Source organism: Desulfogranum japonicum DSM 18378, from assembly GCF_000429945.1.
Classification (GTDB): domain Bacteria; phylum Desulfobacterota; class Desulfobulbia; order Desulfobulbales; family Desulfobulbaceae; genus Desulfogranum; species Desulfogranum japonicum.
Genome location: NZ_AUCV01000019.1, coordinates 1 through 25287 on the forward strand (window position 1 = coordinate 1; position 25287 = coordinate 25287).

Sequence of the window (25287 nt, forward strand, 5' to 3'; positions counted from 1 at the left end):
TTTCTCTTTTGCCCCTGCTTGGTGTTTGAAAATTGTGCTTGCAGAGGAGAAAGTAAATCCTTTAATATGAACATGGTGAGTTGCTCCTTTTGGTATATTTTCAGTTACTTAGTACTAATTGAACTATACCATAGTGGCGCTCACCTTTCACCTCTTATCATGTTGATATTGCGTAATATATTTATATTTCCGACTCAAGATAGGCACAGAAAATGAACCGCTTTTTAATAGTCATTCTCATATAAAAACGTTTCCCATGTTTACGGTTTAGCTTTTAACCTTGCCGCACAATTTTCAGGAAACTTCAGATTCTCAATTGAGTGTAACGAAAAAACTCTGTAAATAGACCTTTCGTAGTCACTGCCTGCAGCCTATGCCGCAGAGAGCCTAATCCTTCCAAATTTTATCTCTTAACAACTTATCAGCCTGACCAGGCGATCATAAGCTATCAACAACTATTTCCTATCTTACCTGCTGCCCAATCAGCCAGTTTCTCTCTAAATATTTTTGCATTATGCCGGATATCGACGGGAAATCTGGTATGCACCAAAAATTTCTTTATGCATGCCGTATGCTCGTATTTATCGGCAATATTCTGTAATTCTATAAAGAATTCCTTTTCGTTTTGTATTCTTTCTACGGGTTCAACGATAATGACAGGTTGCTGATTCCCCTGTTCACCTACACCGACGAGGGCTGACCGGTACACAGCAGGGTGTTGATTGAAAACCGCCTCACACATCACGGAGTATAAAATGGTTTTCCCGCATATGACACGGTGAGCCTTTCGCCCACAAAACCATAGCCTGGACTGGTCATCAAGGTAGCCCATATCTCCCATACGGTGCCAGAAAGAACCTGAGTCCATTATTTTGGCTAGATGAGTCTGGTTTTCGTTACCATCATAGGCCCTGGTCACCACAGGACCTTTGGCTACAATTTCTCCAATCTCGTTACTCCCAAGTTCGGTAACTTGATGCCATGATTCGATGGCCTGTTCAGATGGTTCTATAATGCGGATTTCGATACCAGGCAAAGCTCTCCCCACACAGGTTCCTGCACCCTGAACAGTCTGTTGCCAAGTGTCTTCAATAATTTCACGGCCTTCCATACAGACAATTGGCAGACTCTCCGTGGCTCCGTAAGGAGTAAAAATCTCAGCGTCGTCAGGCAAAATCTGCTGTAACTGTTCAATAAGTTCTCCAGGCACAGGAGCACCTGCCATCAATATTTTTCGCAGTCCAAGATGTACGTTGCGCTCAAAACAATAACGGGCAACGACGCGCCAAATTGCAGGAGACCCAAAGGAATATGTCACGCCATATTTCTGAATACTTGCCACAAACTTTACAGGATCAACTTTGGCTGGCCTTGTCGGATCCATATCAGGAATGACAGCAGTAGCTCCCAGAGCTATGGAAAACAATCCGAACAGGGGAAATCCTGGTTGATCAGTATCAGAACTGCTTATACCGAAATAATCACGTATATACTGCAATTGTGTGTGAAAAATCCCATGGGTATATTGGACCCCTTTGGGAGGACCAGTGGAACCTGTGGTAAAAATAATTGCTGCCAGGTCATCAAAAGAGGCCTTCACAGTTGCTTCCTTTTCAGCTCCAGAAACAGACAACCTATTCTGAGCAGCCAAGGGTATAACATATTTTTTCCACCAGAAACTTTTCCCTACGCTAATGCGCAATCTCAAAGTATGAAAAGGTCTTCGAAACACAAGGCTGAGGAGTACAGCTTTTGGAATGCCAATAAGTACATCAGGACGAACAGAACCTATACATCGCAATAAATTACGAAATCCCATACCCGGGTCAATGAGGATGACAACAGCACCAAGCTGAAACAACGCAAAAGTGAGAGAGATAAACTCTACAGATGGCTTCACCATGAGCATAACCCTATCACCCTTTGCAACCCCCAGGTCTTTTAAGCGCAAGTTATAATCTCTCGTTATCCACGTCAGTTCTGCAAAATTCCAGGCTCCCCAGTCTCGCCCTCGCCGGCAGATCAATGCGGTTTTATCATCGAGTTCTTCAGCAAGTTGCTGAAGAACATGGCCAATATTGAAATCAGTCTGTTGTTTTTCCATGGACTCTTGCAAAAAACCGGTACAGAAGATGTTGCATTTCAGAATAGGCATCTTCGAGAATATAATGCCCGGCAGAAGGAAAGTAATGAGCTATGGCATGGGGAAAACATTTCAACCATTGCGCATAAAAATGTTGAGTAAAGCAAAAGTCTTTCCCACCCCAGCATATAAGCATGGGTACGGAAGCGAGTTTTTCAAGGCTAAATTCTATGTCCTGAAGTTTGCTGTACGATCTGTGCTCTGGCTCAAGAGGTATATCATGTACGAATTCAAGAATAGCTTTTCTATTTTTCCATGAATTATAGGGTGCAATAAAGCTGGCTGCGACAGGTTGCTCCAGTGGTTTGGAAACAGCCATAAACAGAGCTGCCCTTGCAAACCCGTTTATTCCTCTCACCAGCAACGAACCGAGAATGGGAACCCTGCACAGGGCAATGCGAAACGGAATTCTAGAAGATCGAAAGGCGGCAGTATTCAAAACAACAACTCCCCGCACTTGAGAGACATGTTCAACAGCCCATCCCATACCAATGGCTCCTCCCCAGTCATGGACCATCAAGGCACATTCTTTAATTCCAAGATAGTCCAACAGATACTCTAAATGTCTGATATGGTTTTCAAGAGTGTAGTCGAATTTTTGCGGTTTATCAGAAAAGCCGCAGCCAATATGATCAAGAGCTATAACTCTATATTCCTTGGAAAAATCCGAAACTACCTGTCGGTACATATATGACCAGGTAGGGTTGCCGTGAACACAAACAATGGCTGGACCTGATCCTTCATCCAGGTACGCAATCCTGTTTCCATTTATATCAAAAAAACGCGGAGTAAAAGGATATTGTGTAAGAGTATGAGAATTCACCATTCAACACCAAGGATCAAAGAATTGATACCGGAACCGATACCCATCAAGGCTGCGCGTTGTCCCGAGGTTAGAGCCCCCTGCTCAATACCGAGGGCCATGGTAATCGGTGCCGAGACAGAACCAACATTCCCAAGAAAAGGAAGGGTTTCAAAATTTTTATCAGATTGAAGCTGGAGTTGTTCAAACAGCAGCTTGGCATGGGCACGCCCTACCTGATGGCAGAAGAAGCGGTCTACCTGCTGTGGCTGCCAATCCATGACAGCAAGAAAATTCTGCCAGCATCTCTTGGCTGTTGCAACGCCCTGTTGTAACAATTCTTCAGAATCAGTGGACATCAGCGTTCCTTGTTCAGAATTCTGGCCTCCCTGGCAAAGTGTATTATAGGCTGTATTCGCCTGACACGCTCCACCAAGCAAATAGTGACCGGTATCATGGAGGCTTTTCCTTGTCATTATTAAAGCAACAGCTCCGGAGCCGATTGTAAGAGAGGCAAATAATGGTTTGACGCTTTTTCTGGTGAGACTTTTGTCGGCAAGCATTGCTGCAATGGTTGATTCAATCAAATCCTCAGCGGTTTCACCTGCCACGATAATCCCTGATTCCACCTGTCCAAGTTCAATCATGTTTGCAAGAGCTATCATGCCGTTCAAAAAGCCGAGGCATGCATTGGAGATATCGAATATCTGACAAGTGGACGGGAGTCCAAGCTCACTATGGACAAAAGAAGCTGTCGCGGGTTCCATCATATCCCGACAGACAGAGGTAAACAGAAGGCATTCCAATTTCTCTGGTGCAATTCCACTTTGTTCGATTGCATGCCTGCCTGCAAGGGCTGCAGCCTGACTAGGTCGCGTACCGGGGTGCCAGAGGCGTCTGCTGGCGATACCACTCATTAATTCCAACCTTCCGGCCGGCAATTTCAAACGGGTATACACCGCTTCCAATTGTTGTTCAATTCCTGCAGAGCTTATCTCTCTTGGTGGCAGAGCATAGCCAAAATTGTGAAGACACACCTGTGAATAACGCATATCCCTTAAATGAACCTAAATATTATATCTATATGTAACTATATGTGAATACGTCGAATGGCTGACAGAGTCTATGACGGACATGTCCGTTATCGCCAGACAGGGGGTTATCGAAAGTCATGCTTGAGACGAGAGTACAGACTGTTATCATGGTAACCGGGAATACGGTACACATCTAAACAGATCAGTCTCTCACCCTCACGCTTCAAACTTGTTTGCCCACCCAATCAGTAGTGCGGCCAGCGCCAAATCGTCAAGAACCCCTATTACGGGTATCCATTCAGGAATGACATCATAGGGACTAAGGGCGTACAATAAACCCGCTGCCAATACTATCTTGACATACATCGGAGTTGACGGAGAAATAAACACTCGGTACGCATGTTTCAACATGCCTAGCATCTTGTTGCCAATACTTTTATCTCCACCCATGATATCAGGAAACCACCTTGCCCACGATCTCTGCGTCGTAGTAATTCATGCCCATTCCAGCGTCCACTATCAGGCATTGACCGTTCATCCCGGAAGATCGAGACGAAAGAAGAAATGCAGCCACATTAGCGGCCTCAGAGGTTTGTAAAGCACGTTTACGAAAAGTTGCTTTCTCTGCATACAGATATGAGTCAATGTATCCCGGTATTCCTGCAGAGGCTGAGGTTTTGAGTAAGCCAGGACAAACAGCGTTAAAGCGAACTTCAGAAAAAGCTGAAAAACTTTTAGCCAAAAATACCACAGAAGACTCAAGTGCTGCTTTTATTGGAGCCATATACCCATAATTCTCAGCAGCCATGCGGGTAGAAGATATCGAAATGGTTATAACCGATGCCTGCCTTGATAGAAGTGATGAAAAGTGATTGGCAATGGCGATAAGAGAAAAACAGCTTATATCTACAGCCTGTAGAAAATCGCGTTTCACTGTTTGCTGAAAAGGCTTCAACCCCTGGCTGTAATTGGCAAATGCAATCGAATGAACCAGTCCGTCAATGGGACCGGCGTTTTTCTCCTGTATCTCATCTCTGAGCGCGATGATATTGGCTTCGTCTTCCACATCACATGTGTATACCTGTGAGTCGGGAAACAGTTTTCTTGCTGCAGCGACACGTTGCTCACTGCGCACAACATGTATGACTTCGGCACCGGATTCAGTGAGGACCTTGCCGACATGTGCAGCAACGGATTTTTTATTGGCCAGACCAAAAACAACAATTTTTTTTCCCTTAAGCCCCAAAAAATCCATGTTTACCCCTTGAGTGCACATGAAAAATCAACCTGTACGGCTGTTTTCCCGCCAACTTTTACTGACCCTTTAAGAAACCATGCCCCGGCCAAGCACTCCTTGATGGTTGCAGAAACAGTAATGGTATCTCCTGGACGAACTTCACGTTTGAATCTGGCCCCCTGAATTCTGGTTAAAACCGGTACTCCTTGTTCCACTTCTGACGTATTACCTTGTACCAGTTCGCCTATAAGCAACGCACCGGCCTGAAAGACAGCCTCACAAAGAATAACTCCGGGCATGAGAGGATAGTCTGGATAATGCCCCTTGAACAGATCAGTATCCGGCAGTATCTCTTTCTCTGCAACAATGCTATCGTCGCTGATTTCCACAACTCGATCTAACCACAGAAATGGTTCTCTATGTGGTATCCGCCGACAGATATACTCTTTCCCTCTCTCTCCCATCACAGACCTCCGGTGACCTCCAAGACGGCACCATTAATATATGCAGCCTTCTCACTTGCCAGGAACAGGACTGCCTCAGCTACCTCTTCTGGTTTTCCAAAACGTTTAAGAGGCACCATTTTTTTATATTCCTTAACCTGAACATCGGTGAGGTCATCAATGAGATCAGTGGCAATAAAACCAGGGGAGACACAGTTAACCGTGATTTTCTTTTTAGCAACTTCTTTACTCAAGGACTTGGCAAGTCCCACCTGCCCTGCTTTGGAAGCAGCGTAATTTCCCTGGCCCGGAAACCCCAAGGATCCCATGGGGGAGGTGATGAAAATTATCCTTCCATATTTCTGCTTCATCATAAGGGGAACAGCGAACTTTGACATATTGAAGCCTCCGCCCAAGTTCACGTCAATAACCTGCTGCCAGTCTTCCAACTTCATCAAGGCGACCATGGCATCTCGCCGTACGCCTGCATTGTTCACCAGAATATCGATGGAATCATGCGTACTCTCGATCTGTGAAAAAAACTCTTCCACAGCGGTATATTCACGGACATCGAGTTGGTGCAGTTGTAATATCCCGCTCAACTGTTCGGCTTCTGCCGTCAACTGTTCAGCGGCCTTGGTATTACCTGCATAAATGCCAATTACCTGTGCCCCCCGGGACAGTAATGCCAAGGTCACGGCTTTTCCTATTCCACGGGTGGCACCAGTTACAATAGCCTTCTTTCCTGTAAACTCCAATGATCCCCCTCAGCCTGCCACACTCATGACTATTGCTTTAACATGTTTTTTACGTTTATGTTTTCTCCTGTCCAGGCAGGTTATGTTGAGATTATAAACCTTCTGCCTGAAAGGAGATGCGATGTACACGCATCAACACTTTTGTCAGTCTTTACCGTATATTCCTTGTCTGCCGCACATCCACCCCAGCAAGGCAACGGCAGGTTTTCTTCATCTTTCAACTGTGAAGAAAACCATCCACATCATTTGCCACAATCACACCATAATTAATGGCTCCCAGCCAACCAGACATGATGATTCCAACGGAACCGACATGAAATAACCCGGGAATTTCCTTATGCAAGGATCTGGAGATGTCGAGTCCTTCGAACTTTGTACCGAACGAAGTGCCTCTGGTATGGAGAGTATATCGATGAAAAGTGCGGGGAGTTGCGGACTCCACAGTGTCTATTTTCTCACGTATACCGGGCAGGTATCTTTCCAAATCATGAATGCACCGTTCGATCATTTCCTGTTTGGCCTGTTGGTACTGATTATCGTCGAGCTCAGCCCAATCATCATAGTCAGCATTCATCGAAGCAACAATGGTATAATCCGGATGCTCAGGACGTGTCTTCGGATAGTACACTGAAAACGTTCTGCTAGACGTATCCATGCGACGCATTTCAGCTGCAGAAAATTCGGGAGCAGAGGAAGAAAAAATCAAATCACCGATTTCTGCTATTGTCTCTCCTTTACGGAGCCCAAAATACACCTGACAGCTCGAATTACTTACCTCGACACGATCAAATTGTTCCAGGAAACTCTCTTTAAACTGATCTCGACCGGCAAGTTTGTCTACGGTGTTAGTTATCCCGGCATTTGAAACCACAGCCCCTGCTTCAATAAATTCACCGTTAACAAAAACCCCCTTGACTTTCCCCTGTTCAATGGCCACCCGTTCAACCAGCGCTCGGGTGACAATGGTCACCCCATTGTTTTCCAGCTCTGTGGTCATAAGAGAAATCAGTTTATCTGTGCCGCCTTCAAAGGTAAAGACACCTTTATTCATAAAGTTGGAGAACACGATGCCGTAGGTAATAGCCGGTTCATCCAGAGTTGACCCGTTAGCATAGGTTATTGGCTCCATAAGAAGCCTGTGAACATCGCTCCTGCCTGGAAAAAATTGTTCAAACAACTCTCTGGTTGTCATGGACTGATCATCGTAAAAATTCATACTGTCTACGGTTTTAAAAAACTCAACAACAGTCTGTTCCGCAATATGAAATTTTTCCTGGATAATACGGATAAAATCCTCTTTGCTGAAGGTGGTGGTCAACTTGAACTGAGGATTATTAAAGACAATGTTAGGCAATGGGACAATGGCATCCCTGATCGCTTTTCCCCAGTATTTTTTGCATGTTTTTACCATGCCGTACGGAAAGCCGTGTAAGGATACGTCAAAAATGTGCCCACCGCGTTTAAACCAGGTAGCAAGACCACCCAACTGAAAATGATGCTCAAGTAACAGCACACTGTGTCCGGCTTTGGCCAATCTGTTGGCACAGGTAAGACCACCAAGTCCCGAACCGATGACAACAACATCATAGCGGGGAAGAAGTTCTTTTTTTAGGGCAGTATTCATTAAATCTTTTCAGTCTGTTTGAGTCGTTGTTGACTAAAGGACATGGGCATTCACCATTGACACCCCGCTGAGCATGGAGCCTACTATACCCAGATATCCCTGATCGGTTCCTGCAATATATAAATTTTCCCAGGGAGTTGCACCGGTTGCCAACTTTACAGGGCTACCATAAATGGCCCCTCCTTTTTTACGGGTAAAACGCTCGATTGTAAGGGGGGTAAAACTATCCTGAAAGATAATATCCTGTTCATACGGACCGATTATCTTACCAGCACTGACAACAGCTTCTTGTGCACACCGCTTTTTTTGCTCTTCATATTCGCTTTCAGACATGACACACCAATGCTGATAATTGGCAGCATTGGTCACCCGCACCTGCGGCTCAGTCTTCACAGGGAGTCCCTGAAAATTATCAGGAAAACAAATAACTCCCCACTGAGGCTCAAACAAAGCGGTTGGCCGCCGATAGTGAAAAGAGTCAGAATGGCTGTAAAAAATTATCGTTTCCCGTTCACGGGAAGAGACTGTCGTATCGGAACGGAGGACAGACAGCGTTTCCATGAAGCTCATCTGACCGACATACTGCTGCATATCAGTCTGCCAACCTGTCAGGCGTATTGTTTCAGGCAGTCCTACAGTGGAAACAATATGATCAGCTGAAACTGTACTGCCATCAGCAAACCGTAACCGGTGAACCCTATTATGATCGTGCTCTATGCCTTCAACCGGTTTTTTATACCAGATTTCACCTCCAAACTGTTCGAATTGCTGCAATAAAAGCTGGAGAAAATCTTTGATTGTTCCTTCAGGACGAAAAAAACCCTCCTGGAAAATGGCACGGAACATAATGGTAAATTGTCCCAGATCCATATCATCTTCTTCTGCATTGCCATAGATCATTGTTGGCAGGAGCAGCATATGTTCAAGCAATTCATTTTCAAGATGCTGCTTCAAGAAAGCTTTTGCTGATTTCCATGGTTTCACAGAGAAGGAATCGTATTCACAGATATTCTTTTTCAGAACTCTGAACCGGTCAATCGCTTCTGGAAACGTTTGAGCAATTTCCTCTTCCAGCAGAGCAGGATCATTGGAAAAACGAAGCAATGCAGAAGGAAACTGAACCAGTGAGTGATTTTGCTGATTCGCTTTGAACGTTTTGCGTGACAGCTTGAGCTGGCGGAACAGGAGGTTGAGGGGAGCTCTTTTATCTCCTGGCGAGGCAAAATTCGTCATGGCATGAAGGCCGGTTTCGAAAAACCGGCCCTGCCTGTAATAATAGGAGTTCAGGCCTCCTGGCAGCGCATGTTGCTCGACGATCAGTGTTTTTACACCAAAACGGGCAGCACGTATCCCTGCTGCAATTCCTGAGAGTCCACAACCTATGATGAGAAGCTGATAATCAGCCATAAAGGATATATCGTTCCCCTATGCCTAGACTTTGCAGTAACCTGGCAGCAAAAAAATCAGGCGTCTTTCAGTTTTGGCTCCAGGTAGTTCACACAACTTGTCAGTGTTGCCAGTTCAGGATATTCATCTTCAGGAATCTGCAATTGATATCTCTTTCGTAACTCCATAACTATATCCAGAAAGTCCATGGAGTCCAGATCAAGCTGATCGCGCAGAGGAGCATCTGCATCTAAATTATCGAAATCTGCTTCTTCGTCTATTTCTTCAATGATTTCAAGGATAACGTCCTTAATTTCGTCACGAGTCATTCCTGTTCCTCTCTATACACAAAAGACCTGATCAGGAATCCAGTGAATTTGGATCAGGTCAATAGTCGTTTATCAGTTATACAATGTCTGCCTTATTTTCAATCGTTACAGGAGAGAATAAAGCTGAGATTGGCGACAAAGCCGAAACCTTTACCATAGAAAAAGTTAGTTCGCCATAAATCTCTTGACAATGACCACTGAATTTATACCCAGCATTCCAAAGGAGTTATTGAGGATGGCGTTCACCTGAGGTACCTCACGAGCCTCATTAATTACCAGGCCTCGTAAATCACAGGCAGGGTCCAGCTCTTCAATATTGATGGTAGGATGTACCATATTGTCGGTAAAGGAAGGCAAATTTCCCGCCAATTCAAGAACCCCTGCGGCCCCCATGGCATGGCCAATAGCTGACTTGGTATTATTAATCCATGTGTTGGTACAGGAGTTAAAAAGCTCTCCCACCGCGCGGCATTCCTCACCGTCGCCTTGCTTGGTTCCAGTGGCATGGGTATTAACAATGGTAATGTCTTCTGGAGACATCCCAGCTTTAGCCAACGCGGCTTCCATGCACTCTTTCTGCCTTGGCCCATGGGGCAGAACAAAATCCTTGGCATCGGAATTCATGGCATATCCGACGAGTTCACCATAAATTTTTGCATTTCTTGCCAAGGCCTTGTCCAATCGTTCAAGTGTAAAAATACACCCTCCATCGGAGATAACGATACCATTTCGAGCGTTGTCAAATGGGCGGCTGGCTTTTGTCGGATCTTCATGTTCAGCCAATGCTCCCTGAGCCTTAAAGCTGGCAAAAATCCCAAAAGATCCTGTACATTCAGAAAATCCGCCGCACAGTGCCAGATCGACTTCTCCGAGGCGCAGCATTTGTATCCCCTGAATCAAGGCGGCATTCCCGGCAGCGCAGGCAGCACCGATACTATAATGGGGTCCGGTGATTCCCAGATTCATTGTTATCTCGCCGGCAGGATTGTTGAGAACCGTTCGGGGATTATGATGATGAGTCCAGTAGTCCACATTATTTTCAAATTGTCCGATATTGTAGACTTCGTTTTCAGTCTCAACGGTTCCGTGTTCCGTTAATCCGAGGTATACGCCGGTTCGGCTTTTATCATACTCATCAAAGGTGATCCCTGCATCCTGCAAAGCTTCGTTGGCACAGTATACCGCAGTACAGCCAGCCCGTGTCCCCCGCTTATTTTCTCGTTTCTTCCGGTATCTGGTTTCATCAAACTTGCAAATACCTGCCGGATGGGGCCCCATGTAACGCAGGTCAATGGTCCCTACTCCACTCTTACCAGCAAGAAGGTTTTGACGATACTCCTCCAAAGAAGAGGCACCTGGAGCAACCAACCCGACACCTGTTATTACGATACGCTGTGAATCTGATAAATCGGTCATTCTCTATTTAAATTGTCTGTAAAACACATATTGTCTTCAAGTCGTACGTCCTTAACAGCACAAAGTGCACATTCTGAACCTGCCGACCACTGCTGAGTTCCAATTCCTTTAGCCAGAATTTCCCATGAAAAGATGTAACTGCAACGACGAATTGCCGGTATATAGCTGTAGTTGCCTGTTTGAGACACGTTGGCGACTCTACAGATGCTGCACCACAACTTCACTCAGCAGAGCGAGGCTTGAAAAAGTATAAAAATACTCTTTGCATGGACAATATAAAGAGTATGACCTATACAATTTTATTGCAGAAACATCATAAGAACTACAGGCACTATTTCAGGAGCTGCTGCACAATTTCGGGAACTTTTGCCATAGCCTCATCAAGTTTATCAGGCATTGAGCCACCAGCTTGAGCCATGTCAGGACGTCCTCCACCCTTTCCACCTACTATAGCTGCGACCTCTTTAACCACATCACCAGCCTTAATTTTTGAGGTCATATCTTTGGAAACAATAGCCAAAAGCGCAGCTTTTCCCCCAAAAGCACCACCGAGGACAGCGACACCAGACGACAGCTTATCCCGAACTTTATCCCCGATTTCGCGTAGAGTTTTCGGACTGTCCAATTGTACCAGAGAGGCCACCACAGGAACACCCTCGACCTCAACAGATCCTGCAATCATATCATCCAGATTGGCCAGGGACATGGAAGCGTTAAGAGAAGCGATCTCTTTTTCAAGCTCTTTCTGACGTCGAAACAGTGTCTTGATTTTATCTGCCGCACTATCAAGGGGTGCAGCGACTGCATCTGTAACCGCAGCGACCTGATTCACCAAAGTATGCATCCAGGCAATAGCTTCGGGGCCAGTCACAGCTTCAATTCTTCTTACACCAGCGGCAATCCCTGTTTCATGAATGATTTTAAAAAGCCCTATATTCCCGGTAGCTGATGTGTGGGTGCCACCGCAAAGCTCCTTGCTGAACTCTCCTATGGTAACCACTCGCACTTCATCCCCGTATTTTTCCCCAAACAGCGCAGTCGCCCCTTCTGAAATGGCCTGCTCCCGTTTCAGAACGTCTGTTTGAACAGATGCATTTTCACGGATTTTGGCATTCACTATCTGCTCAATACGAACAATTTCTTCGGCGGTTATTGGAGAAAAATGTGTAAAATCAAATCGCAGTCGTTTACCATCAACCAACGAACCAGCCTGCTTGACATGATCTCCCAACACCTGTTTTAAGGCAGCATGTAGCAAGTGTGTTGCTGTATGATTCAAAGCCACATCGTTTCTTCGAGCTGCTACCGTCAAGGTTACATCTTGCCCTTGCTTCAACACCCCCTGGGTGACCACACCATGCTGAAGGATAATTCCTTCAGCAGGAGAACTTGTCTGCTCTACCTGCATCATCCCATCAGCCCAAACAATCTTACCGCAATCACCGATCTGTCCACCTGATTCTGCATAGAATGGAGTCTTTTCACAAACTACCCGAACATGGCTCCCCTCTTTCGCACTATCAATCAGCACCCCTTGCTCATCAAGAATGCCTACCACTGAGCTGTTTTCAGATGTTGAAGCGTACCCTGTAAACCCACATACTGTTTCCTTATCAAGAAGAGTAAGTATGCCTTTGTCCAGATGGTCGACATCACTGCCCTTCCATGATTTCCTGGACTGCTCGCGCTGCTGCTGCATGGCAAAATCAAAACCTTTCTGATCAAAACCTACTCCGCGCTCAATGGCGATATCTCGAACAATATCGACAGGGAAACCGTATGTGTCATAGAGTTTAAAAATAAAATTGCCATCAATGGTAACGTTGTCAGCCTGCTCTTTTCGAAGTCGTCCAATCTCCTGATCGAGTTTTTGGAGTCCATTGTCCAAGGTCTCGCCAAAACGTTTCTCTTCATTTGTTACGACCTTTGCAAGCAGCTCAGTTGTTTCTGCAAGGTGCGGATAGGCCTCAACCATATTTTCAGTAACCAGAGCACAAACACCAGGAAAAAAAGAATCCAATCCAAGGGAACGTCCATATCGGATTGCTCGACGCATAATCCTGCGTAATACATACCCCCTTCCTTCGTTGGATGGCAGCACACCATCAGCTACAAGAAAAGTAGTTGCTCTTGCATGATCGGCAATGACCCGGAGAGAGACATCATCCTGATCATTTTCATGATATTTTTTCCCTGCAAGACTGGCGATATAGTCGATCAACTGTGTAAACAGATCGCAATCGAAATTATTGAATTTTCCCTGCAGGACCGCGGCTACACGCTCCAACCCCATACCTGTATCGATGGAAGGTTTGGGCAGAGGAGTCATATTACCCTGTTCATCGCGATTAAACTGCATGAACACGAGATTCCATAACTCCAGATAACGGTCACAATCACAACCCAGAACACAGTCAGGTTTTCCGCAACCGACTGCCTCTCCCTGATCGATATGGATCTCAGAACAAGGCCCGCATGGCCCGGTATCCCCCATGGCCCAGAAGTTATCCTTTTCTCCCATCCGAACAATTCTGCCCGGTGGCAGATTTTCTACCTGTTCCCACAAACTATAGGCTTCATCATCATCCTCATACACCGAAACCCAAAGTTTTTGGGGGTCAATACCTAGTTCAACCGTGAGAAATTCCCAGGCAAAAGCAATGGCTTCCTTTTTAAAATAATCGCCAAACGAAAAATTACCCAGCATCTCAAAAAATGTATGATGACGGGCTGTATAGCCAACATTTTCGAGATCATTATGTTTTCCACCGGCACGCACACAGGCCTGGGCAGTGGTCGCACGAAGATATGGCCGCTGCTCTTCCCCCATGAACACTTTTTTAAACTGAACCATGCCTGAATTAGCAAAGAGCAGAGTAGGATCATCATGGGGTACCAATGAGGAAGATGACACCACTGTATGTTGTTTTTGTTCAAAATATTGCAGGAAACGTCTTCTGATCTCTTTTCCAGTCATCGCTCAGCAAAAAGTAAAAGTTTACATGGAACCAGAATACCTGGCACGCACAATTAGTCCGGATTTCTTACACACGTATTTTGCTGCAGCAGCACGGATCGAATTTGCGTTCGTAATAATGCCTCGTAACTGTCGGCACCTAAGCTACTGCAGTAAATCCACTCGCCCGGCAGGGTGACTTTGAGTTTGCATGCAAAGTGCTCTGCCTTTACAGCCCTCAGCTTTCTTCCACAAATTTAACCAATTACCCTACTCTTCAAAAAAACGAAAAAGTACCGGGCCAGCCTCTAATCCATCCTGAACACCAGAGTGGTCACAAAAATTAACTCTTCATGATATACATGAAATCTCCTAATGCCAATAAAAAAACAACGTCTCCACGCAGAGGACTCTTGAAGACTGATAGAAAAAGAGCAGACATCAGGCCGATCTGCATACCAAGCTTCAGCATACTGGTACTACTCTCGCGATTGAACTGAACAACGACAGGAGCAACACAAAGCAGCAGATAAAAAAACAGGCAGAGCGAAAACGCCCTGCCTGTTGATATCCATGCTATTTGCAGTGGGGTGTCTAGATTACCGCCCTGTCTATTGATCCAGCTTTTTCTTCCCCTCAACCAGTTGGTCAACCACCGACGGATCCGCAAGCGTTGATGTGTCGCCAAAATCTGCAAAATCATTGGCAGCGATCTTGCGTAGGATACGACGCATGATTTTTCCGGACCGAGTTTTGGGAAGCCCGGGAGCCCACTGAATCGCCTCAGGAGTTGCGATCGGACCTATTTCCTTACGCACATGAGTTCGTAACTCAGCGAGAAGCTCATCAGTCTCTTCAGCCCAACTCATCAAAGTAACATAGGCAAAAATAGCCTGCCCTTTAATGGGATGCGGCATACCTACTGCAGCTGCTTCAGCAACAGCCTCATGGGACACCAAGGCGGATTCGATTTCGGCTGTCCCCAAACGATGTCCGCTGACATTAATGACATCATCAAGACGACCCATTATCCAAAAATACCCATCCTCATCACGCCGGGCACCGTCCTCTGGATCGTAAATGCCTTCATAGCGGCTAAAATATGTTTTCTTGTATCGCTCCGGATCCCCAAATACCCCCCTGAGCATCCCTGGCCACGGCCTGCGAATGACAAGATGCCCGCCTTCATTGGGGCCGGCCTCATTCCCTTCTTCATTGAGAATAGCGGCATCAATGCCGGGAAGGGGGTAACTTGCAGATCCTGGCTTCAACGGTGTCGCATAGGGAAGCGGTGAAATCATAATTCCACCGGTTTCTGTTTGCCACCATGTATCCACAATGGGAAGTTGCTCTTTTCCCACATTCACGTAATACCACATCCAGGCTTCAGGATTGATCGGCTCTCCCACAGAACCGAGAACGCGCAGACTGGACATATCATGGCGTTGCGTATGTTCTTCGCCTTCACGCATCAGTGCACGAATAGCTGTCGGTGCCGTATAAAATATGCTGACTTTGAATTTTTCAACAATTTTCCAGAACCTGTCAGGAGCCGGATAATTAGGTACACCCTCGAACATCACAGTGGTTGCGCCCAAACCAAGTGGTCCATAGAGAATATAACTGTGACCGGTAATCCACCCAATATCTGCCGTACACCAGTAAACATCGTCATCCTTGAGATCAAACACCCATTGACACGTATGCATGGCATATGTCAGATACCCACCCGTAGTATGCACCACGCCTTTCGGCTTTCCGGTGGAGCCTGAAGTGTAAAGGATAAAGAGCAGATCTTCACTGTCCATAGGTTCGGGAGCGCATTCTGTCGTAATATCATCGGCAGCGACTTCTTCATGCCACCAGGTATCGCGGCCATCCTGCATCTCAATGGCAGTGTTTCCACGATTGACAACAATGCAACTTTCCACACTAACGCACTCCTGGAGTGCTTCATCAGCATTTGCCTTCAGAGGAATGGCCTTGCCAGCCCGCAGTACGGCATCTGCTGTAATCAACACCTTCGCCTCACAATCCTGGATACGACTCTGCAGGGCAACGGCAGAAAAACCTGCGAAGACAACCGAATGTACAGCCCCCAGTCTTGTACAGGCGAGCAAGGCGATGGCCAACTCAGGAACCATCGGCAAATAAATAGCGACCCGGTCACCCTTCTTAACGCCTTTCTTTTTTAATACATTGGCAAAGCGACAAACCTCGGAATGCAGCATCTGATAGGTATATACCTTGACATCTTCCTCTGGTTCTCCTTGCCAGATTATGGCAGCTTTGTTCCGCCTGCCATCGGTTAAGTGACGATCGAGACAGTTGGCTGACACATTGAGCTTTCCACCTTTGAACCACTGCACTTCCGGCACTGTCAGGTCGGCTTCTACAACTGCATCCCATTTTTTATCCCAAGTGACTAGCTCTTCTGCCCTCTCTGCCCAAAAAACCTCGGGATCATCCATGGATCTCTTATACGCTTTACGATAATCATCCAAAGACTTGACCCAAGCCTGCTCACGCCCCTTCTGAGGCGGATCAAACGTTTTCCCTTCACTTAACAAACTTGTGATTTTGTCTTCCTGCGCGCTCATATGTCCCTCAATTGAAGCTTTGGGTGAAACGTTCTTCCTTTCAATGGTCTACTGAAAGAAAAACTGACGGAATGGCCCTGTTTATCTGTCGCACTCTCGATTTCTGCCGGCCAATGAAGAAAGAAAATCGAACGTTATCAGGAACCTCCCTTTCCTGATAAGATTATACGAGTAATCTTCAAAGCCTGTTTTGTCAAGCGCTATGAAGAGGTTGCGGTTCCCATTCCAGGCCGAAAATCCTTATATGCGACCCCATTGCAAAAGCTCTGCGATTACAAAACCAGGCAACTAAACATACTGTTTTATCTAACAGTTAACTCAATAATCCGGAAAAAGACTGCACCTGTCACAGGCCTGCAGAGGTACACATGTTGGACCATCATTTTTTTTTATTTTTTCACCAGATTCACATCAGATTTGCTTATGCAAAACTTTTCTAGACTCCTGCAAAATAAACTCCGCAACAGAATTCTACCTCCAATCTGAACCATCATTCATCCCTCCCTTCCCTAAGCATTCCTTCTCATACTTGACACCTGCTCCAGGCTGATGGATAATTTTATACAAACCAGTGCATTTCAATAAATACCTGTCCAAAAAGCAACTCCCTTGAGGAACCACTTCCAATCGGTAAAGGGTGAAGACGTACCATCCCTGGAGAGAAAGGAAATTTGTCGTCGGCCCGACAGGCGAGGTAAACGAGGAACACTGTGACTTTTTCACTCAAACTCATCACGCTGGCGATCACCCGCCCCAAAATGGTCCTTGGCCTGGGGATGATATTTCTCATCGCCTGCAGCGCGGCATGTATCACCATAAGCTCCTCTGTACTTTCCTATCGCCTGGCTCAAGGCTTTCCGTTTTCTAGTATTGAGAACAAAACTGAATTTGACCACACCTCGCAGGACAACCTGATAATTGCGCTGAGAGCCCCAGGTAAGCCGAATGGTGTTTTTACAGAAGAAACATTACACAAGGCATACCAGTACTGCAGTGCATTCAAACATTTCTCTGGTACAGACAAGGAGCACCCAGCCTTTATTGCTACAGATTTCCTTGGCCTGTGCAATGTGGACATGGTGTCTGAAGAAAATCTGGGGAGCGCTCAACTGACCCCGCTCATGTCTGATAATTTCATTTATGATTCTCAAAATATTGACAGCCTCATAGAGCGCACAGAACAACACCTGTTCTTCAACGATCTCCTTATCTCCCGCGGACGCCAGTCAACAGCTTTGTACCTGCCCCTCCGCTCACCGGGGGTAACGGGTGAACTCATATCTATCAGCGAAGATCTGATCGAACAGCTTAAGCTTCCCCGCAATCATGTGCACTATGGAGGACTGAGCTTATTGCGTGAAACGTTTTTCCGGGATGGCTACTGGAAGGGAATCCTCCTGTCTCTTATATCCTGTGTGCTTGTCTACACCACGATTTCCATTTCCCTGAAAAAAGCCACCCATGGCCTTGTGGCTTTGTTCCCTATTGTCAACGCCGTCATGTTTGTCCTTGTCGCGCAGCTTGCCACCGGTCTCAGGCCAGACATCTTCATATTCACCTCGCCTGGCATCATCGCAATATACACGTTGCTAAGCGGGCTCTTTATTTTTCATAAAATCAATAATAACGCGAAATGGACACAGAAAGAACCTGAATATATTGTTGAACTCCTTGAACCGTACCTCGGCAACTGGTTTAAACTCATGTGTTGCTTATTTACAGGTTGCCTGGTCATGCTTCCCTATACCTCTACACCGCTATTCCATGCAGGTGCAGTTCTGGCGTCCGGCATCGTTGTTTCATGGTTTATGGTACTCCTGCTCATTCCCGCCGGCCTGGTTTTCTTCGGGCCGACGAAAAGAAAGTCAAAACTGGCGGCATCATATCTCTTACCTCCTGAGACTCCAGAAAAAACCTTTGATTTCCCTCACCTCGCCTATAGTATCACCAAAGCCCCCCTGGCTTTCATTGCTGCAGTATGTGTCGTTACCTTCACCTGCGCTCTCGGCGTTTCTCTCCTTCAACAATCCCCCCCTCTTGTTTCCTTATACAGCCAGGATCATCCGTTGCATCGTTCTGAACAATTGCTCAATAAGAATTTTACAGGCACGTATCAACTTTTTTTGAGAATAAAATCACCAGACAGAGACACACCACTGGAACATATAGCCTTGCAATTGAAGGATAACCTTTTCAGGCCACTTGCCGCAGGTGTTGACACGCGCACCGTTATCATGCACCAAATAGACGAAGCGCTTTCAGCCAGCACAAGTGCAGCTGAATTCCACGACACTCTTGCCCACAAGTGGCAACAAGAACTACTCAATATCCCGGAAGATGACGCACTTTCCCAGGATCTGTGGTCCATCGCCCTTGACAGCCTCTCCAGCATCACCCACGCATCGGCACCATTCGCCCACCCAGACATTCTCCGCTACCTTGATCAATTTTCTCTTTTCCTGCGAAATAAAGGAGTTGCCAGCAAGGTCTTTTCCATAGTGGATATGACCAAGATGATGCACCAGGAACTTTACGAAGGTGCACAACAACACTACACCATCCCCACAACAACCAACGGTATTCTGCAGACATGGCGCCAATACCAAAAGGGACGGCACCCTGAATTCTTCAACCGCTTTATCAACAGTTCGTACAGCACAGTCGACATACTCCTGCTACTTGAAGACGCTTCACCGGTTGTCCTTCACAAAACCGAACGGACAGCATTGGAATACTTTGAAACAGAACCGCCGCCTATACCTCTTGAGACGAGCTGGCGAGGACCGCTCCATGCCCACACGGAGTGGAACGAACGACTCAACCTCTCTATTCTGGCGCGATGGGGTATATTCCTCATAGTCACATCCACCCTGCTTTCGCTCAGCACACGATCAATTACCACCGGGACAGCCCTATGCGCGACAGGCATTGGCAACCTGCTCATCACCCTTGGCATAATGGGATTCGGCAGCCTGCACTTAAGCCCCTGCTCGTCCATGTTTCTGGGGCTGGCAGTATACACCTCCAGCATGGCGACCTGGCAAATCCTCTATACCCTGAACAGGTATATGGAAAAAGGCGACACCTACCGCACAGCGCTACCAGATGCCATTGAACACAATTCCGTACCGCTACTCCTTGGATTCGGCTGCGTCATTGCCGGTACCCTTCCATTCCTGTTCACCCAGTTCACTCTTTTCAGCACAGGCGGCAGCATAGCTATTGCTGCAACTGGCGCCGCATTACTGACATCACTGTTACTTTTGCCCAGTATTTGCTGGTTGTTTTATACAGAAGCTAAAATAGAAATCTCGCCTGCACTTTCCCTCAACAAAGGTAAAGCTAAAACACCAGAGCCAGATACTGCAGCAGGAGGAGATATATCTTTCCAGGACGGGACATCAGAAAATACCCCTCTCCAGGAAGACGAAGAGTCCAAGGAGAATACACTGAAAATTTAAACAGCGCGAGATTACTATACCGCCGGGAAATATTGCTGAAAGAAGCTTTCTTTTGTACGCTATCTGCCCACGGCAGCCATATCGTACAAACAGAGCACGACAAGAAGGGAGGGAAAATTCGGTAAGGGCACCGTTGACCGGTCATGTAACACCAAGGATCACTCCCCCATCTTGCATATAGGCAAAAACATCTTTGAGATGGAAACTATTTGCAAAAAAAACAAATTTTTTCTCGTGTAAAGCAGAGATCATACTTATAACCTATCAGGAGTAAATTTCTCATGATTATTAACGATTGGATTCATGTTGCAGCTGGCTTTTTTATTCTCATAAGCGTTACTCTGGGGGCTGACTTCAGCGGCAACCCTTTTTTCATGAGTAAATACTGGCTACTGTTTACAGCCTTTGTTGGACTCAACCTCTTCCAGTTCGGCTGGACGAAATTCTGTCCACTGGGCCTTATCCTTAAAAAACTTGGAGTACCTGAATCCAGATAAAAACAGGAACAGTTATGACCGTACATGAAATGTATGACCTTGTTATTGTCGGGGGCGGCCCAGGAGGTATGACAGCGGGAATCTACGCCAAACGCGCCGCTTTAAAAACCATACTCATCGAAAAAGGCTTTCCCGGTGGTCAAATGGCCGCCACAGATGTGGTGGAGAACTGGCCTGGAATCGAGAACATCACTGGCCAGGAACTGGCGGACAATTTTTTACATCACGTCAAATCCTATGATCTTCCAATCCTGCAGGAAGAAGTGGAATCCGTAATTCCCGGTATAAATCACCATACCGTCCGCTTAACCAATGGCGATGAGTACCCCTGCCAGAGCGTCATCATTGCAGTAGGGGGTAGCCCAAAGAAATTGAACATCCCGGGAGAAAATGAATATTACGGCAAAGGAGTATCGTACTGCGCTGTCTGCGATGGATTTTTCTTTCGAAACAAAACGGTTGTTGTCATAGGAGGAGGAGACTCTGCCACCGAAGAATCGCTCTATCTGGCAAAAATAGCAAAAAAAGTCTACCTGGTTCATCGACGAGATACCCTGCGGGCTGGCATGATCCTCCAGGAACGCGTAAAAGCTGACCCCAAAATTGAAATAATCTGGAACACTGTACCCATTGAAATCAAAGCAGACGAGCAGGGAGTAAACGAGATTCTCTTCGAGAACACCCTCAACCATGAGCAGAGCAGCATCCAAGCCGATGGCATATTTATTTTCATTGGGTTTAATCCAAACAATCAACTCATACCAGCAGGAACGCCGATGAATGCGGACGGATATGTGGTTACAGATTGTAAAGGAGAAACAACAAATCCGGGTATCTTTGTCATAGGCGATCTCAGACAGAAGTACGCCAAGCAAATTGTTGTAGCTGCCGGCGAAGGAGCAACCGCAGCCCTTGCAGCAGCACATTACATTGATTCAAAGCAGGAAACCCTTTAACATCCTGGCCGGATTTCCCACAAGCAGATTTTGCAGAAGATTTGAGGAACTGACATGCAACCGTGGCGAACCGCCGCACATGTTCGGTACCATAACAGGCCCTGTAAAATCTGCTCGCCCTCCGGGAGATCTTTTTCAACTTCCTTCATACACAAACTGTTTTTCAGACACTCCCACGCCCCCATCTTCCATCTCCCTTTTTAGCCCTCCACATCACCCCGCAAGCATCACCTGATCTTTTCACTATAAAAACAACATGCGCCACCCCATACTCACTTTTTTGTAAACACAGCTCCATATTATTAACAATTATGAAACTTATTGTTCATTCTTCATGCCACACCCTTTCACTTTTGTAGAAAAAAAATCACACAAAAACAACCTTCCACGCCTCACATGTCGCTGAAAAAGCAATAATGGCACACTCTCTGCACATAACCACTCACAGGAGAAGACCGATAACTTCGATTAACTCCAGTATTTGTAACTGCTTGCAGGTGCCTGATATTTACGCAAGCAGATTGGTGCAGCGTATTTGGTCATACATAAGCCTGGCTGATAGCGGATGGATTGGGTGCGCCGTGAGCACTTACCTCTACACAACACCGATAGAACAGAATCATCCCCCTTATTCTTCAAACACAGACTCACAGGAGAGACTAATGAAAAACCAACTTTTTGCCCTTCCCCTGGCCTGCGGTTTACTCGCCGGAAGCCTACTAACTTCCGGCGCACAAGCCGCCGACACTATCAAGGTGGGCGTTCTGCACTCTTTGTCAGGGACCATGGCAATCAGCGAGACCACCTTGAAAGACACCATGCTGATGCTGATCGAAGAGCAGAACAAAAAAGGCGGAGTCCTGGGAAAAAAGCTTGAAGCGGTTGTTGTGGATCCGGCTTCAAACTGGCCACTATTTGCTGAAAAAGCCCGTGAACTGATAGAAAAAGAAAAAGTTGCAGCCACATTTGGCTGCTGGACGTCAGTTTCTAGAAAATCCGTATTACCTGTTTTTGAAGAACTTAACAGCCTCCTCTTCTATCCTGTTCAGTATGAGGGTGAAGAATCGTCATTGAATGTCTTTTACACTGGCGCTGCGCCGAATCAACAGGCCGTTCCCGCTGTGGACTACCTCATGAACGATCTGGGCGTTGAGCGCTGGGTTCTTGCGGGAACCGACTATGTTTACCCGCGGACAACCAATAAAATTCTGGAGGCATATCTGAAATCAAAAGGTGTACCCCAGGAAGATATCATGATCAATTACACCCCCTTTGGACACTCAGACTGGCAGTCTATAGTGGCAGATATTAAAAAATTCGGTTCAGCTGGCAAAAAGACCGCCGTGGTATCGACAATAAACGGGGATGCCAATGTACCTTTCTACAAGGAATTGGGTAACCAGGGTATTACAGCAGACAACATTCCAGTTGTAGCCTTCTCAGTTGGTGAAGAAGAACTCTCAGGTATTGACACCAAACCACTGGTCGGACATCTTGCTGCTTGGAATTACTTCATGAGCGTAGATAGCGACGCAAACATGGATTTTATTGAAGCCTGGCACAGTTTTATAAAAAATGAAAAACGCGTCACCAACGATCCCATGGAAGCACACTTCATCGGCTTCAACATGTGGGTTAAAGCAGTGGAAAAAGCAGGCACCACAGATCCCAAGGCGGTCCAGGAGGCCATTATTGGCGTAACTGTTCCCAACCTTTCCGGCGGTTATTCCGCAATGATGCCCAATCACCATATAACCAAGCCTGTACTTATCGGAGAAATTCAGGAAAACGGTCAATTTGATGTGGTCTGGGAAACCCCGGGACTGGTTGTGGGTGATGCATGGTCTGATTACCTGGAAGGCTCTAAAGATCTCATTTCAGATTGGAGAGCGCCTCTTTCCTGCGGAAATTACAATGTTGTAACCAAAACCTGCGCAGGCAACAAAGAGTAACCTCCCCGCACTCCCTGACGTAACATCAGGGAGTGCTCACACTCTCTTCAACGTACATAGAACCATGGGACAACACCATTACCGTGCTCTTCTGAGCCTGGTTACTCTACCATTTTTACTCCTCGTGTGTTTTTTCCCTGCTGTTGCTGCCCAGACTGCGACCCAGGAATCATTTGAGCAAGGGATACACCTTCTGAAAAGCAGAAAATTCCAGGAAAAAAACCGAGCTGTCGAGCTTATCACAGATAGCGGAGACCCCCGCAGTATGGATGTGCTGCAAGATCTTCTTGCCGGCAAACTTTTCCTGCTCAGGACAGACCAGACCGTGGTGCAAGTCAAATCGGCAAAGGGAGGTTACGCTGTTACAGGAGTTCTCCAGCAACAGGATCTGGGAACTCTGCAAACAAGACAGCTTAAAAAAATCACCATCAACAATGCGCTACGCGGTGCCCTTAAATCAGGCATTGCCAAAATCAATCTTCAACATCCCGATCCAGGTGTCAGGGCCAATGCTGTAGAAAGTATGCTGGAAGAAATCACTGCCGATTCAGTGCAAATGCTCGAAGAGCTCAAAACCAAGGAACAGAATAAAGCTGTTCGCAGAGAACTTGAAACGGCAATCGCAATTTCCTGGCTGAAAGGTAACGACGAGGCCCAAAAACTTAAAGCTCTGGACACGCTTTCCGGCAGCCTGACACCGGTTGTTCGTAATGAACTGAAAAAAATCACCACCCAGGAAAACAGTGAGGCGGTCCAAAAAAAGGCTTTGCAGGCACTTCATACAATAGAAGCCAAAGTCAAATGGTATGCAAAATTAGAAACCCTGTTCTTTGGATTGAGCCTGGGGTCAGTTCTGGTTCTCGCAGCCATTGGCCTGGCCATCACTTTCGGAGTAATTGGCGTTATCAACATGGCCCATGGCGAACTGATCATGATCGGGGCATACACAACGTATGTACTGCAGCAATGCATGCCAGACCATATAGGGCTATCGCTGGCCCTGGCCATTCCTGCAGCTTTTTGCGTATCCGGCCTGGTGGGAGTGATTATTGAAAGGTCAGTTATTCGTTTTCTTTACGGGCGTCCCCTGGAAACCCTGTTGGCAACTTTCGGCATCAGTCTTATCCTGCAGCAGACTGTGCGCTCTATTTTCTCCCCCCTTAACCGCTCTGTCATAACCCCTGAATGGATGACCGGTTCTCTGGCCATCAACCCAGTGCTTTCGCTGACAACCAACAGGGTAACTGTATTCATTTTTGCCATGCTCGTTTTTACAACGCTCTACATCCTGTTGAAAAAGAGCTCACTGGGACTGCAGGTACGTGCTGTCTCACAAAATCGTGCTATGGCACGCTCCATGGGAATACATGCAGCAAAAGTCGATGCTCTCACCTTTGGGCTTGGGTCAGGTATTGCTGGTATCGCCGGAGTTGCTCTCTCCCAACTTACCAACGTGGGACCTAATCTCGGACAATCCTATATTATCGACTCGTTTATGGTGGTTGTATTCGGAGGCGTCGGCAACCTTTGGGGAACCATGCTTGGCGGCCTATCACTGGGCATTGCCAATAAAGTCCTTGAACCCTGGAGCGGAGCAGTTCTTGCCAAAATACTTATCCTGGTATTGATCATCCTCTTTATCCAGAAACGTCCCCAGGGACTCTTTCCTCAAAAAGGACGCGCTGCGGAGTAA

18 protein-coding genes are annotated in these 25287 nt (G+C 46.5%); 5 read left to right on the forward strand and 13 right to left on the reverse strand.

Annotated features, from left to right (window positions below):
- Nucleotides 1–448: 448 nt before the first annotated feature.
- The 13 genes from G493_RS28735 to acs form a co-directional block, all read right to left on the reverse strand.
- Nucleotides 449–2104, reverse strand: a complete 1656-nt coding sequence (locus tag G493_RS28735; protein WP_035274165.1) for a fatty acid CoA ligase family protein — start codon at nucleotides 2102–2104, stop codon at nucleotides 449–451.
- Nucleotides 2085–2969, reverse strand: a complete 885-nt coding sequence (locus tag G493_RS0109975; RefSeq protein ID WP_028580257.1) for an alpha/beta fold hydrolase — start codon at nucleotides 2967–2969, stop codon at nucleotides 2085–2087. The genes G493_RS28735 and G493_RS0109975 overlap by 20 nt, the downstream gene beginning before the upstream one ends.
- Nucleotides 2963–3997: a 3-oxoacyl-ACP synthase III gene (locus G493_RS0109980; RefSeq protein ID WP_028580258.1), complete on the reverse strand. Its 1035-nt coding sequence runs from the start codon at nucleotides 3995–3997 to the stop codon at nucleotides 2963–2965. The genes G493_RS0109975 and G493_RS0109980 overlap by 7 nt, the downstream gene beginning before the upstream one ends.
- Before the next feature lie 198 nt (nucleotides 3998–4195).
- Nucleotides 4196–4429 (reverse strand): YkvA family protein, encoded by a 234-nt coding sequence (locus G493_RS28740; protein ID WP_051309197.1) that lies wholly within the window; start codon nucleotides 4427–4429, stop codon nucleotides 4196–4198.
- A gap of 4 nt (nucleotides 4430–4433) precedes the next feature.
- Nucleotides 4434–5234 carry an enoyl-ACP reductase FabI gene (locus G493_RS0109990; protein ID WP_205623664.1) on the reverse strand — a complete coding sequence of 267 codons (801 nt, stop codon included), beginning with the start codon at nucleotides 5232–5234 and terminating at the stop codon, nucleotides 4434–4436.
- Nucleotides 5235–5236: 2 nt separating this feature from the next.
- Nucleotides 5237–5680, reverse strand: coding sequence for a 3-hydroxyacyl-ACP dehydratase FabZ family protein (locus G493_RS0109995; protein WP_028580260.1), 444 nt, complete (start codon nucleotides 5678–5680; stop codon nucleotides 5237–5239).
- Nucleotides 5680–6417 carry a 3-oxoacyl-ACP reductase FabG gene (fabG, locus tag G493_RS0110000; protein WP_028580261.1) on the reverse strand — a complete coding sequence of 246 codons (738 nt, stop codon included), beginning with the start codon at nucleotides 6415–6417 and terminating at the stop codon, nucleotides 5680–5682. The genes G493_RS0109995 and fabG overlap by 1 nt, the downstream gene beginning before the upstream one ends.
- Nucleotides 6418–6634: 217 nt before the next feature.
- A complete protein-coding gene (locus tag G493_RS0110005; RefSeq protein WP_028580262.1) occupies nucleotides 6635–8041 on the reverse strand; it encodes a phytoene desaturase family protein in 1407 nt (468 codons plus the stop codon).
- A gap of 33 nt (nucleotides 8042–8074) precedes the next feature.
- Nucleotides 8075–9448 carry a phytoene desaturase family protein gene (locus G493_RS0110010; RefSeq protein WP_035274166.1) on the reverse strand — a complete coding sequence of 458 codons (1374 nt, stop codon included), beginning with the start codon at nucleotides 9446–9448 and terminating at the stop codon, nucleotides 8075–8077.
- 56 nt (nucleotides 9449–9504) lie between these two features.
- Nucleotides 9505–9756: an acyl carrier protein gene (locus tag G493_RS0110015; RefSeq protein ID WP_028580264.1), complete on the reverse strand. Its 252-nt coding sequence runs from the start codon at nucleotides 9754–9756 to the stop codon at nucleotides 9505–9507.
- Nucleotides 9757–9921: 165 nt separating this feature from the next.
- Nucleotides 9922–11172: a beta-ketoacyl-[acyl-carrier-protein] synthase family protein gene (locus tag G493_RS0110020; RefSeq protein ID WP_028580265.1), complete on the reverse strand. Its 1251-nt coding sequence runs from the start codon at nucleotides 11170–11172 to the stop codon at nucleotides 9922–9924.
- 331 nt (nucleotides 11173–11503) lie between these two features.
- On the reverse strand, nucleotides 11504–14149 hold the full coding sequence (alaS, locus tag G493_RS0110025; RefSeq protein WP_028580266.1) for an alanine--tRNA ligase: 2646 nt from the start codon (nucleotides 14147–14149) through the stop codon (nucleotides 11504–11506).
- A 590-nt stretch (nucleotides 14150–14739) separates the two neighbouring features.
- Nucleotides 14740–16728, reverse strand: coding sequence for an acetate--CoA ligase (gene acs, locus G493_RS0110030; protein ID WP_028580267.1), 1989 nt, complete (start codon nucleotides 16726–16728; stop codon nucleotides 14740–14742).
- Nucleotides 16729–17438: 710 nt separating this feature from the next.
- Here acs and G493_RS0110035 point away from each other — a divergent pair.
- The 5 genes from G493_RS0110035 to urtB all read left to right on the forward strand — a co-directional run bounded on the left by G493_RS0110035 (nucleotide 17439) and on the right by urtB (nucleotide 25287).
- The gene (locus G493_RS0110035; RefSeq protein ID WP_028580268.1) at nucleotides 17439–20189 is read left to right on the forward strand and encodes an RND transporter family protein; all 2751 of its coding nucleotides are present in this window, start codon (nucleotides 17439–17441) and stop codon (nucleotides 20187–20189) included.
- Between the two features lie 281 nt (nucleotides 20190–20470).
- The gene (locus tag G493_RS0110045) at nucleotides 20471–20686 is read left to right on the forward strand and encodes a YgaP family membrane protein (RefSeq protein ID WP_028580269.1); all 216 of its coding nucleotides are present in this window, start codon (nucleotides 20471–20473) and stop codon (nucleotides 20684–20686) included.
- 14 nt (nucleotides 20687–20700) lie between these two features.
- Nucleotides 20701–21642, forward strand: coding sequence for a thioredoxin-disulfide reductase (gene trxB / locus G493_RS0110050; protein ID WP_051309198.1), 942 nt, complete (start codon nucleotides 20701–20703; stop codon nucleotides 21640–21642).
- A gap of 662 nt (nucleotides 21643–22304) precedes the next feature.
- Nucleotides 22305–23594, forward strand: a complete 1290-nt coding sequence (urtA, locus tag G493_RS0110060; protein WP_028580272.1) for an urea ABC transporter substrate-binding protein — start codon at nucleotides 22305–22307, stop codon at nucleotides 23592–23594.
- Nucleotides 23595–23658: 64 nt separating this feature from the next.
- Complete coding sequence (urtB, locus tag G493_RS0110065) at nucleotides 23659–25287, forward strand: urea ABC transporter permease subunit UrtB (RefSeq protein ID WP_084813517.1); 1629 nt, start codon at nucleotides 23659–23661, stop codon at nucleotides 25285–25287.

Bases quoted from the DNA above. Each gene is read 5' to 3' on its own strand.
- urtB (WP_084813517.1), top strand. From the start codon at position 23,659: ATGGGACAACACCATTACCGTGCTCTTCTGAGCCTGGTTACTCTACCA.
- G493_RS0109995 (WP_028580260.1), bottom strand. From the start codon at position 5,680: ATGGGAGAGAGAGGGAAAGAGTATATCTGTCGGCGGATACCACATAGA.
- trxB (WP_051309198.1), top strand. From the start codon at position 20,701: ATGACCGTACATGAAATGTATGACCTTGTTATTGTCGGGGGCGGCCCA.
- G493_RS0110010 (WP_035274166.1), bottom strand. From the start codon at position 9,448: ATGGCTGATTATCAGCTTCTCATCATAGGTTGTGGACTCTCAGGAATT.
- urtA (WP_028580272.1), top strand. From the start codon at position 22,305: ATGAAAAACCAACTTTTTGCCCTTCCCCTGGCCTGCGGTTTACTCGCC.
- G493_RS0109990 (WP_205623664.1), bottom strand. From the start codon at position 5,234: ATGGATTTTTTGGGGCTTAAGGGAAAAAAAATTGTTGTTTTTGGTCTG.
- G493_RS0109980 (WP_028580258.1), bottom strand. From the start codon at position 3,997: ATGCGTTATTCACAGGTGTGTCTTCACAATTTTGGCTATGCTCTGCCA.
- G493_RS0110045 (WP_028580269.1), top strand. From the start codon at position 20,471: ATGATTATTAACGATTGGATTCATGTTGCAGCTGGCTTTTTTATTCTC.
- G493_RS0110020 (WP_028580265.1), bottom strand. From the start codon at position 11,172: ATGACCGATTTATCAGATTCACAGCGTATCGTAATAACAGGTGTCGGG.
- alaS (WP_028580266.1), bottom strand. From the start codon at position 14,149: ATGACTGGAAAAGAGATCAGAAGACGTTTCCTGCAATATTTTGAACAA.
- acs (WP_028580267.1), bottom strand. From the start codon at position 16,728: ATGAGCGCGCAGGAAGACAAAATCACAAGTTTGTTAAGTGAAGGGAAA.
- G493_RS28740 (WP_051309197.1), bottom strand. From the start codon at position 4,429: ATGGGTGGAGATAAAAGTATTGGCAACAAGATGCTAGGCATGTTGAAA.
- G493_RS0110005 (WP_028580262.1), bottom strand. From the start codon at position 8,041: ATGAATACTGCCCTAAAAAAAGAACTTCTTCCCCGCTATGATGTTGTT.
- G493_RS0110015 (WP_028580264.1), bottom strand. From the start codon at position 9,756: ATGACTCGTGACGAAATTAAGGACGTTATCCTTGAAATCATTGAAGAA.
- G493_RS28735 (WP_035274165.1), bottom strand. From the start codon at position 2,104: ATGGAAAAACAACAGACTGATTTCAATATTGGCCATGTTCTTCAGCAA.
- G493_RS0109975 (WP_028580257.1), bottom strand. From the start codon at position 2,969: ATGGTGAATTCTCATACTCTTACACAATATCCTTTTACTCCGCGTTTT.